Source organism: Celeribacter litoreus (assembly GCF_020165855.1).
Lineage (GTDB): Bacteria > Pseudomonadota > Alphaproteobacteria > Rhodobacterales > Rhodobacteraceae > Celeribacter > Celeribacter litoreus.
Genome location: NZ_JAIUFY010000015.1, coordinates 256,171 through 269,533, shown reverse-complemented (window position 1 = coordinate 269,533; position 13,363 = coordinate 256,171). Strand labels below are relative to the sequence as shown.

The 13,363-nt window shown below is 58.9% G+C and carries 17 protein-coding genes and 1 tRNA gene; 5 read left to right on the top strand and 13 right to left on the bottom strand.

Annotation, left to right across the window (positions count from 1 at the left end; all coding sequences use genetic code 11):
- Positions 1-58 precede the first annotated feature (58 nt).
- The 3 genes from LA304_RS17645 to LA304_RS17635 all read right to left on the bottom strand — a co-directional run bounded on the left by LA304_RS17645 (position 59) and on the right by LA304_RS17635 (position 3,024).
- Complete coding sequence (locus LA304_RS17645) at positions 59-931, bottom strand: hypothetical protein (protein ID WP_224504500.1); 873 nt, start codon at positions 929-931, stop codon at positions 59-61.
- 275 nt (positions 932-1,206) lie between these two features.
- Positions 1,207-1,282 (bottom strand) — tRNA-Thr (locus LA304_RS17640).
- Positions 1,283-1,329: 47 nt separating this feature from the next.
- Positions 1,330-3,024: an ABC transporter permease gene (locus tag LA304_RS17635; RefSeq protein ID WP_224504499.1), complete on the bottom strand. Its 1,695-nt coding sequence runs from the start codon at positions 3,022-3,024 to the stop codon at positions 1,330-1,332.
- Positions 3,025-3,337: 313 nt separating this feature from the next.
- Between LA304_RS17635 and LA304_RS17630 the strand changes: the two genes are divergently transcribed.
- Entirely contained in the window at positions 3,338-4,072 is a 735-nt protein-coding gene (locus tag LA304_RS17630; protein WP_224504498.1) for a hypothetical protein, read from the top strand.
- 61 nt (positions 4,073-4,133) lie between these two features.
- Here the strand turns inward: LA304_RS17630 and LA304_RS17625 are convergent, their stop codons facing one another.
- Complete coding sequence (locus LA304_RS17625) at positions 4,134-4,403, bottom strand: DUF2312 domain-containing protein (RefSeq protein WP_224504526.1); 270 nt, start codon at positions 4,401-4,403, stop codon at positions 4,134-4,136.
- A 233-nt stretch (positions 4,404-4,636) separates the two neighbouring features.
- On the opposite strand from LA304_RS17625, the gene LA304_RS17620 reads away from it, so the two are divergent.
- Complete coding sequence (locus LA304_RS17620; RefSeq protein WP_224504497.1) at positions 4,637-4,852, top strand: hypothetical protein; 216 nt, start codon at positions 4,637-4,639, stop codon at positions 4,850-4,852.
- Between the two features lie 15 nt (positions 4,853-4,867).
- On the opposite strand, the gene ureG is transcribed toward LA304_RS17620, so the two are convergent.
- From ureG to LA304_RS17605, 3 genes are read right to left on the bottom strand one after another with little or no spacing between them, the layout of a single operon-like run.
- On the bottom strand, positions 4,868-5,482 hold the full coding sequence (ureG, locus tag LA304_RS17615) for an urease accessory protein UreG (protein WP_224504496.1): 615 nt from the start codon (positions 5,480-5,482) through the stop codon (positions 4,868-4,870).
- Between the two features lie 9 nt (positions 5,483-5,491).
- Positions 5,492-6,127 (bottom strand): urease accessory protein UreF, encoded by a 636-nt coding sequence (locus tag LA304_RS17610; RefSeq protein ID WP_224504525.1) that lies wholly within the window; start codon positions 6,125-6,127, stop codon positions 5,492-5,494.
- Complete coding sequence (locus LA304_RS17605) at positions 6,120-6,683, bottom strand: urease accessory protein UreE (protein WP_224504495.1); 564 nt, start codon at positions 6,681-6,683, stop codon at positions 6,120-6,122. Before LA304_RS17605 ends, LA304_RS17610 begins: the two co-directional genes overlap by 8 nt.
- 73 nt (positions 6,684-6,756) lie before the next feature.
- On the opposite strand from LA304_RS17605, the gene LA304_RS17600 reads away from it, so the two are divergent.
- Positions 6,757-7,305, top strand: a complete 549-nt coding sequence (locus LA304_RS17600) for a hypothetical protein (protein WP_224504494.1) — start codon at positions 6,757-6,759, stop codon at positions 7,303-7,305.
- A gap of 4 nt (positions 7,306-7,309) precedes the next feature.
- Here the strand turns inward: LA304_RS17600 and LA304_RS17595 are convergent, their stop codons facing one another.
- The 6 genes from LA304_RS17595 to LA304_RS17570 form a co-directional block, all read right to left on the bottom strand.
- Complete coding sequence (locus LA304_RS17595) at positions 7,310-7,546, bottom strand: DUF1127 domain-containing protein (protein WP_224504493.1); 237 nt, start codon at positions 7,544-7,546, stop codon at positions 7,310-7,312.
- 157 nt (positions 7,547-7,703) lie between these two features.
- Positions 7,704-9,416 carry an urease subunit alpha gene (ureC, locus tag LA304_RS17590; RefSeq protein ID WP_224504492.1) on the bottom strand — a complete coding sequence of 571 codons (1,713 nt, stop codon included), beginning with the start codon at positions 9,414-9,416 and terminating at the stop codon, positions 7,704-7,706.
- 11 nt (positions 9,417-9,427) lie between these two features.
- Complete coding sequence (locus LA304_RS17585; protein ID WP_224504491.1) at positions 9,428-9,802, bottom strand: lysozyme inhibitor LprI family protein; 375 nt, start codon at positions 9,800-9,802, stop codon at positions 9,428-9,430.
- A complete protein-coding gene (locus LA304_RS17580) occupies positions 9,799-10,104 on the bottom strand; it encodes an urease subunit beta (RefSeq protein WP_224504490.1) in 306 nt (101 codons plus the stop codon). The genes LA304_RS17585 and LA304_RS17580 overlap by 4 nt, the downstream gene beginning before the upstream one ends.
- 11 nt (positions 10,105-10,115) lie before the next feature.
- On the bottom strand, positions 10,116-10,418 hold the full coding sequence (locus LA304_RS17575; protein ID WP_224504489.1) for an urease subunit gamma: 303 nt from the start codon (positions 10,416-10,418) through the stop codon (positions 10,116-10,118).
- Between the two features lie 15 nt (positions 10,419-10,433).
- Complete coding sequence (locus tag LA304_RS17570) at positions 10,434-11,258, bottom strand: urease accessory protein UreD (protein WP_224504488.1); 825 nt, start codon at positions 11,256-11,258, stop codon at positions 10,434-10,436.
- Between the two features lie 184 nt (positions 11,259-11,442).
- Between LA304_RS17570 and pyrC the strand changes: the two genes are divergently transcribed.
- Positions 11,443-12,483, top strand: coding sequence for a dihydroorotase (pyrC, locus tag LA304_RS17565; RefSeq protein ID WP_224504487.1), 1,041 nt, complete (start codon positions 11,443-11,445; stop codon positions 12,481-12,483).
- A gap of 16 nt (positions 12,484-12,499) precedes the next feature.
- Complete coding sequence (locus tag LA304_RS17560) at positions 12,500-13,180, top strand: orotate phosphoribosyltransferase (RefSeq protein ID WP_224504486.1); 681 nt, start codon at positions 12,500-12,502, stop codon at positions 13,178-13,180.
- The last annotated feature ends 183 nt before the right edge of the window (positions 13,181-13,363 follow it).

Sequence of the window (13,363 nt, the reverse complement as noted above, 5' to 3'; positions counted from 1 at the left end):
AGGATACTAAGTATCAGCCTGAGAAGGGAAACCACGCAGTTAGTTGACCTTCATCATATTAGGAGTCGTCCAATCTTAGTGCATTCGACACCTGCGCCTTCAAATTAAACGTGCGCGTCGCAGCATCGAAATCCGCAAGCAGCCCAATGTAAAACTTTGCAGGGCTCCCATCGGCGTTTTTGCGTGTTTTGACTTTGGGCGCAGGGCCCAGAGCATGCTCAAGGCGTCGACAGAATGAGCCGAACACCAAATGCCAGGCGCTTTTGCCTTCCCATCCCATATGTTTGGTCAATTCTTCCGAGGTTGACCCAGGGTGGTTGAGAAGCACCATGAGTGCCTTCCATTCCGTTTCTGACGGATCCGCCTCCTGAATGATTTGCAAAATCTTAGGTTTCGGCACGGATTTTTTGCGTGGCTGATAGTCTCGAATGTCCTTTTCGCCCCAGACCCTTTTCACGACATCATGAGGACCGTCGGTATTTGCTCGCAGCCATCCCGCGAAATCATATTCTTCGAGCGGAAGGGTGCGATAGTCCTCTATCCAGGGGCTCTCTGAATGTCGATCCAGCAAAGCCTGCCAATTTTCTGGGGATTTGAAACGTCGGTGCAGTGCCATGTGGCAGGGAAAACAAAGGACCGCATATGAGAATGGGTCGAAATAGTCTTCTCCGTGAAATCCGATCCGGTTCGTGACGCCACAGATGTCGCACCGTTCGGGCTGATCAATGAACCCCCTGCGCCGCAGGACCTGAAGCACCTGATCGCCCTTGCGGCGCTCGGCTCCTGTAAATCCGTTATATGTATTGTCACCATCGTAGCTCGGCCGGGGGAGACGTTTGATCTCTACATCGACAGGCCAGATGTTTGGTCGATGGCGCGCAGACCATTTTTGGCAAACATCGTAAAGTTTCTGAAGTTCTAAATCGGACATAAAAAAATCTCTCTCAATGGACGTTCTAAACGTCCCAAGATGAACCAAAGCAATTTCGCAAATTTATGGCGTTTCCAAACTTTCCTGAGAATCTACCAAGGCTAGGTCGGCAAACTGGAGGCATGCCAAGAAATCTGATCAGCCAAATTTATCGAGGCTTAACTATAGTGAAAAAACGGCGAAAGCAGCAAAATCCGAAAGGTGGATATTGGGGTGTATTGAAAATCTTCAATATAGATTAACCATATGAATTTAAAAGGTTTTTAGGATTGAAATGGTGCCCCCACACGGACTCGAACCGCGGACCTACTGATTACAAATCAGTTGCTCTACCAGCTGAGCTATAGGGGCACTCGGGCGTCATTTAAGCGCTGTGTTCGGGGCGTGCAAGCAGTTTTTCAACTCAAGTCGGCCGCGTTTTCGGAGCGTGCGAGCAGGAGGACGGCGATGAGGCCGACGCCGATGACAAGGAGGGCTGCGGGGGAGGCTTGTTCGAGTTGTTCGAGCGAGGCCTTGTCGTAAACGCGGGTTGCGAGGGTGTTGTAGTTGAACGGCCTGAGCAGGAGCGTTGCGGGGAGTTCCTTGGTGCAATCCACGAAGACGAGCAAGAGTGCTGTGCCGACAGAGCCGCGAATGAGGGGCACGTAGACGCGGCGCAGGGTGCCTCCGAGGCTCTGCCCGAGGGATCGCGCGGCCATCGGTAAGGAGGGCGCCACGCGACCCAGGGCTGCGTCTGTGGCGCCTTGGGCGATGGCGAAAAAGCGCACCACGTAGGCGAGGACGATTGCGAAGGCGGTGCCGGTCAGGAGAAGCCCCGGATCATAGCCGGTAATCGCGAGAACCGTGTCCGCGAGGACGTGATCGAACCCGGCCAGCGGAAACAGAATGCCGATCCCGAGCACAGCGCCGGGTGCTGCGTACCCGAGGGTGGTAAACGGCAGGATCAGACGCGGGAGTTTGCGGCCTGTCAGGCGCACGCCATAGACCATGAAGAGCGCCGCAATCACCGTGAGGAAGGCTGCGGAACCCGCAACCGTGAGCGTGTTCCAGAACGCGGAGATAAGACCGGGGCGTGCCCATTGTTCCGGCTCACCGATGGCATGGTGAGTGATGACAGAGACGGGTAGGACAAAACCGATCAGGAACGGCACAGCACAGAGCGCTGTGGCGAGCCACCCTTGGATGCCGTTCAGGGGAATCGGGGTCACGGGGCGGGCCTGACGGGCGTTTTGGTGAAAGCGTGCGCGGCCGCGCGAGCTCTTCTCCAACGCCACGAGCAGGAACACGACGAGCAGGACGACGGACGCGATTTGAGATGCGCCGCCTGCATTGCCGCCTTCGAGCCATGTCGTGAAAATACCAGTCGTCAGTGTTTGAACTGCGAAATAGGAGACTGTTCCGTAATCAGAGACGGTTTCCATCATGACGACCGCTGTGCCTGCAGCGATGGCAGGACGCGCGAGAGGGAGGCCGACACGCCAAAAGCGCTCAAACGGCCCTGCCCCGAGCGCCCGCGCGGTTTCATAGACGGAGCCGGATTGTTCGCGAAAGGCTGCGCGCGTCATCAAGAAGACATAGGGAGTGAGCGCTGCCGCGAGCACGACAATGGCAGAGCCGAGAGAGCGAATTTCGGGGAACCAATAGTCGCGCGCGCTTTGCCAACCGAACACGCTCCGCATGAGGCCCTGAACAGGCCCTGCATATTCGAGAAAATCCACGAGCGCATAGGCCCCGACATAGGCCGGGATCGCAAGAGGCAGCAACATCAGCCACTCAAGCGTCTTGGAGAATGGGAAGCGATACATTGAGACGAGCCACGCCGCGCCTGTGCCAACACAGGCCGCGAGCCCCGCCACACCAAAGGCGAGTATCGCCGTGGTGCGCATGTAGCGTGGCAGCGTTGTCTCCATCAAATGCGGCCAGATATTATCGCTCGGGTGGAAAGCAATCCAAACGACGGCGATGAGCGGCATGAGCACAATGAGCGCAATCACGGCCGCACCGACGGACCAGCCCGAGAACTTGGAAACGCGCTTTAGCCCATGATGCTGTCGGGCATCCGGTCGGGCATCGCGGGCTGATGGCTGAGTCATTTGGTCGGTCATTCACACCGGATAGGCGAATTCGGTTTCCCTGTCCAGAAAAGCCCTTATATTACCGCTCCGAGACAGCCAAAATTTCCGATCTATTCATATCTTTGTCCTTAGACAGAGAGACGGTCGGCACTCCAATCTGACGCGAAAGCAGGAAAGCAGTCGGGCGATGATCATCTCCATGCACATTGGGACCCATTGCACATTCGGGAGTTATCTCGTGCAGCGCCTGTCAAAGAACAAAGCTGTGCTCGCAAAACATGGGATCGCTGTCCCCGCACAAACGCACTATCGTAGCGTCCTGCCCACACTCATGAAAAAAGTGAACAGGCACCCTGCCCCGCCGGAGGTGCAGGACATGCTTCTCGACGAACTTGTTTCGTTTGATGACTGCAATCGAATGGTGCTTTCTTTCGATGAAGTCATCTGTGTGCCATCGAAGATTTTCGAGAACGGGCGGCTCTATGCGAAAGCGGATTTCAAATTGCCGTGGCTCAGAAATGTTTTCGCGGATTGCCCGATGGAATTCTTCGTCGGCCTTCGAAATCCGGCGACCTTTGTGCCTGCAGCGATCAAAGCCTGCGGATCGACGCCAACCTACGAGGAGTTTCTGAACGGCTACGATATCGGAAGACTTCGCTGGTCGCGTTTTGTTGAGCGCATCCGGCGGTCCTGTCCGGATGTCAAACTCACCTGCTTCGCGTTTGAGGACACCCCCATCACGTGGGGCAAAATTCTGCGGGAAATGACGGGAGCCGATGCGTCGGTGCGGCTCACCGGAGAGCTTGAAATTCTCAATACGGTGATGACACGCGACGGGCTGCGGGCGCTCCGCACACGCCTCCATGAGAACCCGCCCGAAACAGAGGGCGACAAATACCGCCTATTCGAGGAGTTCCTCCTCGAACACCACGATGAAGATGCCAATGAGGAAGAAATCGTCTTGCCCGGTTGGAATGCGGCACTCGTGGAGCGTTTGACCGACGCCTATGAAGACGATCTCGAACGGATCCAGCAGATGGACGGGGTCGAGTTTATTCTCCCCTGACATGAAAAAAGGCTCGGGAACCCCGAGCCTTTTCCAAATTCATCAAAGCACCAACTGCGCCTTAGCGCATGCCGAGCGCTTCTTTGTACATATCGAGAATGGCCTCTTCTTCGGCAATCTCGTCAGCAGACTTCTTGCGAAGCGCGATCAGTTTGCGCATGGCTTTGGTGTCGTAGCCACGACCTTTTGCCTCCGCCATCACTTCTTTCTGCTGATCGGCGATGTCTTTTTTCTCAAGTTCGAGACGCTCGAAACGCTCTACGAACTGACGCAATTCATCTGCCGTCACACGGTAAGACGCGCTTGGACCCGATGCGTTGTCCTCATCCATCATCTTTGAACCTTCCTCACGAATTCTTATGCAATTTTCAGGCCTGATCCCTACCCGCTGCCCCACGCTATGGCAAGGCTGGGGAGGCCCCCATTTCGCGCTCATCATCTCGATGCGCAATTGTGTGCCACCTGCCACGTTTGGGGCAGATCCTGTGTCGCAAATGCTTGCCTGATGCGCTCGGAGCCGTTAGGCGGTCCCCTGACGTATTCGACTTGGTCCGGGAGGCAACTATGGACGCATTGATCTGGGGTGGCGTGGTTCTGACACTCGCTGGGGTGGCATTGCTGATCTACTGCGTGATGGCCGCGCTCAAAGCCAAGAAACTCGGCGGCACTGACGAGGAAATCCGCGCCCGCCTGCAAAAGGTCGTGAGCCTGAACCTCATCGCCTTGCTTGTGTCTGCTATGGGCCTCGGCGCCGTGACGATCGGCATCATCCTCGGCTAATGGGTGTGGATGGGCTCAACCGAGCCCACCCTCATCCTCGATAAAGCGCACGATGTCCTCGACGCCCTTGCCCTGCCGCAGGGACGCCATGACATAGGCCCCCGAGGGACGCGCGCGTTTCGTGTCTTCTTCGAGCAGCACAGGATCGACGCCCACATAAGGGGCGAGATCAATTTTGTTCACCACCAACAGATCAGAGCGCGTGACACCGGGCCCACGTTTGCGCGGAATGTCCTGCCCTGCCGCCGTGTCGATCACATAGATCGTCAGGTCCGCCAACTCCGGCGAGAACGTCGCGGCGAGGTTATCCCCCCCGCTCTCGATCAGGATCACATCGAGGTCGGGGATTTTGTCCGTCAGATCGGCCACAGCGGCGAGGTTGATCGACGCATCTTCGCGAATGGCCGTGTGCGGGCACCCGCCCGTTTCCACGCCACGAATACGCTCCATCGGCAAAATCTGCTGCCGCATCAGCGCCTCGGCATCCTCGCGCGTGTAAATGTCATTGGTGATGACGGCGACCGAGTGGGTCTCAGACAGCGCTTTCGCGAGCGCTCCGGTCAATGTTGTTTTTCCGGCGCCCACGGGGCCACCGATCCCGACCCGCAGGGGTCCGTTAGGGGATGCCATGCTGTCTCCTTACGTCTTGAAAATCCGAACGTCCATGTCTTCGTGCAGCGCAGAACCGACATCGGCTGCGAACGCGCCTGTCGTGAGGCTCTCGATGGTGGCCTCGCTCGCACGGTCCGCGACTGTTTCGATCACGTCGTGTAGCGCTGCCAAAACGCGCTGCCCCGCCGCCTGCCCGAGCGGCACAAACCGCACGCCTGCAGACACGAGATTGGATGTAAAACTATGTAGATAGAGGGCGATCACGGTCCGCGGGTCCAACCCGAGACCTAGCGCCGCCTCACCGACTGCGACGGGGAGCGCCCGCGCCGGACGCGCCGGACCTCCCATTTGCGCGACCGTGTTGACGAACGCCGCGCCCTGCTCGGACGTCTCGAGCCAGCGTTCCTTTGTGCCCGCAAGCGCCTCTGCCATCGCGCCCGTGTCCTCGGGGTCGTCGCCTTTCAGGACGCGCGAGAGCAACACCGCATCGACCCAGCCGCCGCCGCGCGTGAGGATCATCTCGAGCCACGTTTGCAGGTCCTCAGCCGTGCGTACCTGTCCCTCCGAGATGGCCCACTCTAGCCCATGCGAATAGGCGAAAGAGCCGAGCGGAAAGGACGGTGACAGCCACTGCGTGAGCGTGAGAAGTCCGCGATCAGTCATGGGAATGGTTGTGCCCTGCGTGGTCGTGGTGGTGATGATCGTGGCTGTGACCGTGCTCATGGGAATGCCCGTGATCGTGGTGGTGATCATGCGCGTGATCGTGGGAGTGGCCATGATCATGCCCCATTGTCCGGCCATGCCCGTAGGCCCCGCCATCGGGGCTAAAGGGCGCAATGATCTCCGTGACGGTCGCGCCGAGTTGTTCGACCATGGCTTTCAGAACCGGATCACGCTGGATCACCAGTCGATCCGGCGCAATCTCGCACGGCGTATGGCGGTTCCCGATGTGCCACGCGTAGCGCGTCACGGTATCGCCGGTGATTTCGAACAGCTCCTCGGCGGCGGCCTTCACGCCGATCACCGTCCCGTCCTCACAGACGAACGCATCGCCTTCGGCCACGGAAACGGTCTGCGGCAGATCGACGAAAATCGCGTCGCCACCTTCTGTCGTGAGTTTTTTGCGTCTCAGCAACCGTTGATCATAGGTCAGGGTCAAATGATCTTTCGCCTCAGCGCCGGCTCCGTGCCGAACCTCGTAGGCTTTCGTCGCACTCATCTTCTTCTCCTGGTCGGCCTTGGGGAATTCTTAACCGACTCGCCTTCAAATGTCGGGCAAGGAGACCCTGCCCATGACCATCAATCCGCACACAATTTCCGCGTCCCAGACGCCGCAACTCAGGATGATCGCGACTGTAGACGCGCTCGCCGAGGTCCGGTCCGAACTGGCGAAATTGCGGCAGCGTGAGGCCGAACTTTGCGATGAAATTCGAGGCTACGCCACCGAAAAACACAGTGATCGGGTGGCTGGGACACAGTGTGATGTCGTCATTGAGACGCGATGCCCAAAAAGGCTGCGTCCGGAGGTGCTTCCGCAAGAAATTCTGAATGATCCGCGTTATTTTTCCGAAGCTGCGGAACAGGTCGTGCTGCTTGCTCCGCGCCGACAGAGGACTCCTAAAACTGCGCCTCAGATCTACGAGGAAAAGCCGACACCCAAAGACCTGCGCCCGACCGAACATGTCTCCCTCAGCCCGCTCGCTCATCTTGCTGAAGAAGGCTCCGCGCACATCGAACCTGCGACACTAGAGGACGCCGTCACAGAGGCCGAAGCGCTCGAGGCCTATGCAGACCGGATCGCGGCGGACAACCACGTCACGGATCAGACCCGCAGCGCGTGACCCGTCAGACGCAGAACATGTCCTGAAACACGTAATGCGGGATACGGTCGCGCGTCACACCCAAATCCGCGAGCGCCTCATCCGACATGGAGTCGAGCCGCGCAAGCTCCGACAGGCGTTTGCGCCGGACTGCGTAGGCGTTGGGGCCAACACCCAAATTGGTGAAGAAGAGATCAAGCCGCGCGTTCAGCGCGGGAGAGATACGAAAGAAATTCGCGGGCATCATGGCCGTGTGCGTCATGTTTGGAACCTCTGTTTTGGTTCACTCCCTGACTTTGACAATAGCGCGATGCTGCGCTGCGGCAAATTTTTGAGACATTCGGCGCTAACAAAACAAACAGCGCCCCAAAGGGACGCTGTAAATTCTCTCAATCGGGCGCAAATTGCCCGAGTTTCGATCAGAACATGAAGTAGCGCTGCGCCATCGGCAGCTCTTTCGCGGGCTCACAGGTGAGCAATTCACCGTTCGCGCGCACTTCATAGGTTTCCGGGTTCACTTCGATTTCCGGCGTCGCGCTGTTCATCACCATGTGCGACTTGCCGATGTCGCGGGTGTTTTCCACGGCAACAGTTTGCTTCGCGAGGCCTAGCGCCTTCCCAACACCGTTCGCCTGCGCCGCTTGCGACACAAAGAGCACGGCGGAGTTTTCGACCGCACGGCCCATCGCGCCGAACATCGGGCGGGTGTAGACCGGCTGCGGTGTCGGGATTGAGGCGTTCGGATCGCCCATCTGAGCCACGGCGATAGAACCACCGAGCAGCACCATTTCCGGCTTCACACCGAAGAAGGCAGGCGACCACACCACGAGGTCAGCACGCTTGCCGACCTGAATGGAGCCGATCTCCGTCGACATGCCATGCGCAATCGCCGGGTTGATGGTGTATTTCGCGATGTAGCGTTTGACACGGAAGTTGTCGTTGTCACCAGTTTCCTCGGCGAGACGGCCGCGCTGTTTCTTCATCTTGTCGGCGGTCTGCCACGTGCGGATCAGCACTTCGCCGACGCGGCCCATGGCCTGACTGTCGGACGCGATGATGGAGAAGGCGCCCATGTCGTGCAGGATGTCTTCGGCGGCGATGGTTTCCTTACGGATACGGCTCTCGGCGAAGGCCACGTCCTCGGGGATGGATTTGTCGAGGTGGTGACACACCATGAGCATATCGAGGTGCTCTTCGAGTGTGTTCACCGTGTAGGGGCGCGTCGGGTTCGTGGAGGACGGGAGAACGTGCTCTTCCCCGACGACCTTGATGATGTCCGGCGCGTGTCCGCCACCTGCGCCCTCGGTGTGGAAGGCGTGGATCGTGCGGCCTTTCATGGCCTTCACGGTGTTTTCCACAAAGCCGGACTCGTTGAGCGTATCCGTGTGGATCATGACCTGCACGTCCATCGCATCCGCCACAGCGAGACAGCAATCAATCGCGCCCGGTGTCGTGCCCCAGTCTTCGTGCAGCTTCATCGCCGCCGCACCGGCGTTGATCATCTCTACGAGGGCCTGCGGCTGGGATGCGTTGCCCTTGCCCGCGAGCGCGATGTTCATCGGAACACCGTCAAGCGCCTGAAGCATCCGGCCAATGTGCCACGGACCAGGGGTGCAGGTCGTCGCGAGCGTGCCGTGCGCCGGACCGGTGCCGCCGCCGAGCATGGTGGTCAGGCCGGAGTGCAGCGCGTCTTCGATCTGCTGCGGGCAGATAAAGTGGATGTGGCTGTCGAACCCGCCTGCGGTGATGATGCGTCCTTCGCCTGCAATGGCTTCGGTGCCCGGACCAACGATGATATCGACGTTCGGCTGCGTGTCGGGGTTGCCCGCTTTACCGATACCCGCAATGCGCCCGTCGCGCAGACCGATGTCGGCTTTGTAAATGCCGGTCACGTCGACAATGAGCGCATTGGTGATGACGGTGTCGACGGCACCCTCGGCACGCGATTTCTGTGACTGGCCCATACCATCACGGATCACTTTACCGCCGCCGAATTTAACCTCTTCGCCATATGGACCGGTGAGGTCTTTCTCGACTTCGATAATCAGGTCTGTGTCGGCCAAGCGGAGCTTGTCGCCGGTGGTCGGGCCGAACATGTCGGCGTAAGTCGCGCGGGAAATCTTTGCAGGCATTTTAGTCACTCTCAATTCATCTCATAGACGGCGCGCATCTCTTCGGTGCGCTGGCGCGTCAGGTATTCTTTGCAGGTGTTGACGATGAGCGGCTCCATGGAGCCCCCTTCGAACAGGTATCCTTCGGCCGCACAGGCGGCGTCGCGGTAGGGGATCCAGGCCCGTTGCGCGGCACGCAGCGCGTCTGCCGCCCCTTCGCTCCAGCCGGAGGCCACCTCCATCGCCCAACGGTAGGTGTCGTTCAGGTCCTCATCCGCAGCGACCCAGGCGTCATACGAACAGGCGTTCATCTCGCTCTGGGTCATCGCATCCTCGCACGTAATCTCATCGGCCATCACGAGGGACGGCGCGAGCATCGCAGAGGATATGAGGACGGTGCGGATCACAGTTTGCCCATCACCTTCTGATTAAACCCGTAAACCTCACGCGCGCCGGACAGCCGCACGAGAGACACTTCGCGTGTCTGGCCTGGCTCAAACCGCACGGCGGTGCCGGCGGCGATATCGAGGCGCAGGCCACGGGTCGCTTCGCGGTCGAATTCAAGCGCGGAGTTGGTTTCGTAGAAGTGGTAGTGCGAGCCAACCTGCACCGGACGGTCACCCGTATTCGACACGGTCACAACGGTCACCTCGGCACCCGCGTTCAGCTCGATCTCGCCCTCGGCGATAAAGTATTCCCCTGGGATCATAGGCCTGCTCCTTAGCGAATGGGATGGTGGACGGTGACGAGTTTCGTGCCGTCGGGGAACGTCGCCTCGACCTGCACTTCGTGGATCATCTCGGGGATGCCTTCCATGCACATGTCGCGTGTGATGACGTGTGCTGCGGATTGCATCAATTCGGACACAGCTTTTCCGTCGCGCGCGCCCTCAACCACGAAATCCGTGATCAGTGCGATGGCTTCCGGATGGTTGAGTTTCACGCCACGCTCCAATCGTCCACGCGCCACCATTGCGGCGAGCGAGATCAAAAGCTTGTCCTTTTCCCTCGGGGTCAGTTGCATGTTGTCCCTCTATTCTTAGATTTGCCAAACGCGCGGTAGGGCCGTGCGTCGAAGTGTATTCAAAACCTGCGCCACATAGCGACGCAGGGGATATCCGTCCGCAGCATGAGCGCGGATCACGAGCTTGCCGTTCCAGCCGGAGACACCGGCGACAACGCCGTCTTGCGAGAGGCGCTTGATCTGCTCGGCGACATCTTCTGCACCACGGGTAAAGAAACCGACCGTCGCAATGGCGCGCGCACCAGCGAGCGTTGCGCCGTTTTCGCGTGCCGCCAGAAGTCCGGCGTCGATTTCGAGCGGCTCCATAAATTCGACTCGTCCCGCCCGAATAATTTCACGGCGGTCGCTCAGGTGCAATGTGTCGATCATCTCGCCCATCGCAGTGCGGCCAAGCACGATCATTTCGGAAAACAGGAACTCTGCATCCCCCGCAATCTCGGCGCGCGTGTGACGTTTGAGACGGGATGTCTCAAAAAGGATTGTCTCTTGCGGCAGCCAGTGGAGCGTCGCCCCCTCTCCCGCTCTCAAAGCAACGGAGACACTTGCAGCCTCACCCTCGACCCGCGACGCATAGGCCCGCTCGGCGGTCTGCGTGGTGCCGACGAGCGATCCACCGTCTTCAATTTCGAGCCGGTAATCGAGCTGGTCGCCCGCGGTCAATCCGCCGGATGTGTTGAGAAAAACAACCTCGGGCACTTTACTGTGCACCTTCGGCAGCATCGCTTTCGCGGAGCCGGATTGGTGTAGGTCTTTGAGGCCGGACACGCCCATAAGCACATGCCCACGGCCGCGCACACGCTGCAGGGTCACATCAGGTGTCTTAACTGCGCTATCGAGCATTCAGTCCTCCAAGTCGCGTTGACCCTAGCCGCGCGGGCTCGGGAGCTTCAATCCTGCACGGTAACGCCTTCGGATGCCACGATTAAAATTCTGACCGATCGCTTAAAAAATATGCAGCATCGTTGCACTGGAATGTCTTTCCCGAAAGGGGTAAGGGGAGTGCGACGCAAGAACGGAGGACGCCTTGACCGACACGCTTACCATCCGCCGCCCTGACGATTGGCACTTGCACCTCAGAGACGGCAACATGCTCAAAGCTGTTCTGCCTGAGACCGCCCGTCACTTCGCGCGCGCGATTATTATGCCGAACCTCGTCCCACCCGTTGTCACGATGGATGACGCTGCAGCCTACCGCGAACGCATTCTCGCCGCCAATTCCGAGCGCGGCACATTCGAGCCGTTGATGACGCTCTACCTCACCGAACAAACCGATCCCGAGGACGTCGCACTCGCCCATGCGTCCGGCCTCGTGAAAGCGGTGAAACTCTATCCTGCAGGTGCAACCACGAACTCCGCCTCCGGTGTGCGCGACTTTGATAAGGTCAAGCCAGTGTTGGAAAAAATGGCCGAGATCGGCCTGCCGCTCTGTGTGCATGGCGAAGTCGTGCACGGCGATGTGGACATCTTTGACCGCGAAGCCGTGTTCATTGACGAAGTGCTCGACCCGATCCGTCGCGGCACACCCGAGTTGAAAGTCGTCATGGAGCACATCACGACCAAAAACGGCGCGGATTACGCCCGGTCCGGTGGTGACAATCTCGGTGCGACGATCACGACGCACCACCTCGTGATCAACCGTAACCACATCCTCGTGGGTGGCATCAAACCACATTACTACTGCCTGCCGGTGGCGAAACGTGAAACGCATCGCCTTGCCCTCGTAGAGGCCGCAACCTCTGGTGACGCGACCTTCTTCCTCGGCACCGATTCCGCGCCGCACCTCGATGGCGCGAAGGAAACGGCCTGCGGCTGTGCAGGATGCTTCACCGCGCCGAACACGATGTCGATCCTCGCCGAAGTGTTCGAAGCCGAAGGCAAGCTCGACAATCTCGAAAAATTCACCTCGATCAACGGGCCGACCTTCTATGGTCTCCCGCTCAACGAGATGAAACTCACGCTCAAAAAAGGCGCGCCGGTCAACTATCCGGCAAAGATTGACACACCCGAGGGCCCTGTCACCGTCTTTGACCCGCAAATGCCGCTCCACTGGTCCGTGGAAGCCTGAACAAAGAGACCTTGAAATGATCCCGACTTCCTTCCCAGACGAGACCGAAATTGCCCGCCTGACCGCGCGGATGCTGCTTGAAATCGGCGCTGTGAACTTCCGCCCGGAAGATCCGTTCATCCTCGCGTCCGGCCTTCCGTCGCCGACTTACATCGACTGCCGCAAGCTGATCTCCTACCCGCGCATCCGCTCGACGCTCATGGATTTTCTGGCGGTTCAGATCATGCGCGAAGCCGGTTTCGAGGCCTTCGACAACATCGCCGGTGGCGAAACGGCTGGTATCCCGTTCTCCGCGCTCGTGGCGGAACGTCTCGGCCTGCCGATGACCTATGTGCGCAAAAAGCCGAAAGGCTACGGCCGCAACGCCCGCATCGAAGGTGAAATGACCGAAGGCCAGCGTGTTCTATTGGTCGAAGACCTGACCACCGATGGCGGCTCCAAACTCTCCTTCGTCGATGCGATCCGCGAAACTGGCGCGACCTGCGGCTGGACGGCTGTGATTTTCTACTATGGCATCTTCCCGGAAACGGAAAAGACGCTCGGCGATCACGGCGTGAAACTCATCAGCCTCTGCACATGGTGGGACGTTCTGGCCGAGGCGAAAAAGCAGAAGGTTTTCGACGAAAGCACCCTCGCAGAAGTCGAGAACTTCCTCAGCGCGCCGCGTGCGTGGCAGGAGAAGCACAAGAAAGCCTAAGAGGCTGCGCGCGAAAGCGCCCAAAAGATCAGCGCCGCCCGCGAAATATTTATTCGGGGCGGCGTTTTTCATGCATACCAGCCCTTTAGCGAGGAATGCTGCAGAGCAGCGGAGTTTTCCACAGGTTATACATTTTGAAAGCCTGGTCAGAGAGCGCTAAAGATCATGAACCCGGCGCAATAA

Excerpts from the sequence above, each read along its gene's own strand:
- LA304_RS17625 (WP_224504526.1), bottom strand. The coding sequence starts at position 4,403 with ATGGATGAGGACAACGCATCGGGTCCAAGCGCGTCTTACCGTGTGACG.
- LA304_RS17570 (WP_224504488.1), bottom strand. The coding sequence starts at position 11,258 with ATGCTCGATAGCGCAGTTAAGACACCTGATGTGACCCTGCAGCGTGTG.
- LA304_RS17645 (WP_224504500.1), bottom strand. The coding sequence starts at position 931 with ATGTCCGATTTAGAACTTCAGAAACTTTACGATGTTTGCCAAAAATGG.
- LA304_RS17580 (WP_224504490.1), bottom strand. The coding sequence starts at position 10,104 with ATGATCCCAGGGGAATACTTTATCGCCGAGGGCGAGATCGAGCTGAAC.
- LA304_RS17575 (WP_224504489.1), bottom strand. The coding sequence starts at position 10,418 with ATGCAACTGACCCCGAGGGAAAAGGACAAGCTTTTGATCTCGCTCGCC.
- LA304_RS17595 (WP_224504493.1), bottom strand. The coding sequence starts at position 7,546 with ATGACGCACACGGCCATGATGCCCGCGAATTTCTTTCGTATCTCTCCC.
- LA304_RS17620 (WP_224504497.1), top strand. The coding sequence starts at position 4,637 with ATGGACGCATTGATCTGGGGTGGCGTGGTTCTGACACTCGCTGGGGTG.
- LA304_RS17630 (WP_224504498.1), top strand. The coding sequence starts at position 3,338 with ATGAAAAAAGTGAACAGGCACCCTGCCCCGCCGGAGGTGCAGGACATG.
- ureG (WP_224504496.1), bottom strand. The coding sequence starts at position 5,482 with ATGGCATCCCCTAACGGACCCCTGCGGGTCGGGATCGGTGGCCCCGTG.
- LA304_RS17635 (WP_224504499.1), bottom strand. The coding sequence starts at position 3,024 with ATGACTCAGCCATCAGCCCGCGATGCCCGACCGGATGCCCGACAGCAT.
- ureC (WP_224504492.1), bottom strand. The coding sequence starts at position 9,416 with ATGCCTGCAAAGATTTCCCGCGCGACTTACGCCGACATGTTCGGCCCG.
- LA304_RS17560 (WP_224504486.1), top strand. The coding sequence starts at position 12,500 with ATGATCCCGACTTCCTTCCCAGACGAGACCGAAATTGCCCGCCTGACC.
- LA304_RS17600 (WP_224504494.1), top strand. The coding sequence starts at position 6,757 with ATGACCATCAATCCGCACACAATTTCCGCGTCCCAGACGCCGCAACTC.
- LA304_RS17610 (WP_224504525.1), bottom strand. The coding sequence starts at position 6,127 with ATGACTGATCGCGGACTTCTCACGCTCACGCAGTGGCTGTCACCGTCC.
- LA304_RS17605 (WP_224504495.1), bottom strand. The coding sequence starts at position 6,683 with ATGAGTGCGACGAAAGCCTACGAGGTTCGGCACGGAGCCGGCGCTGAG.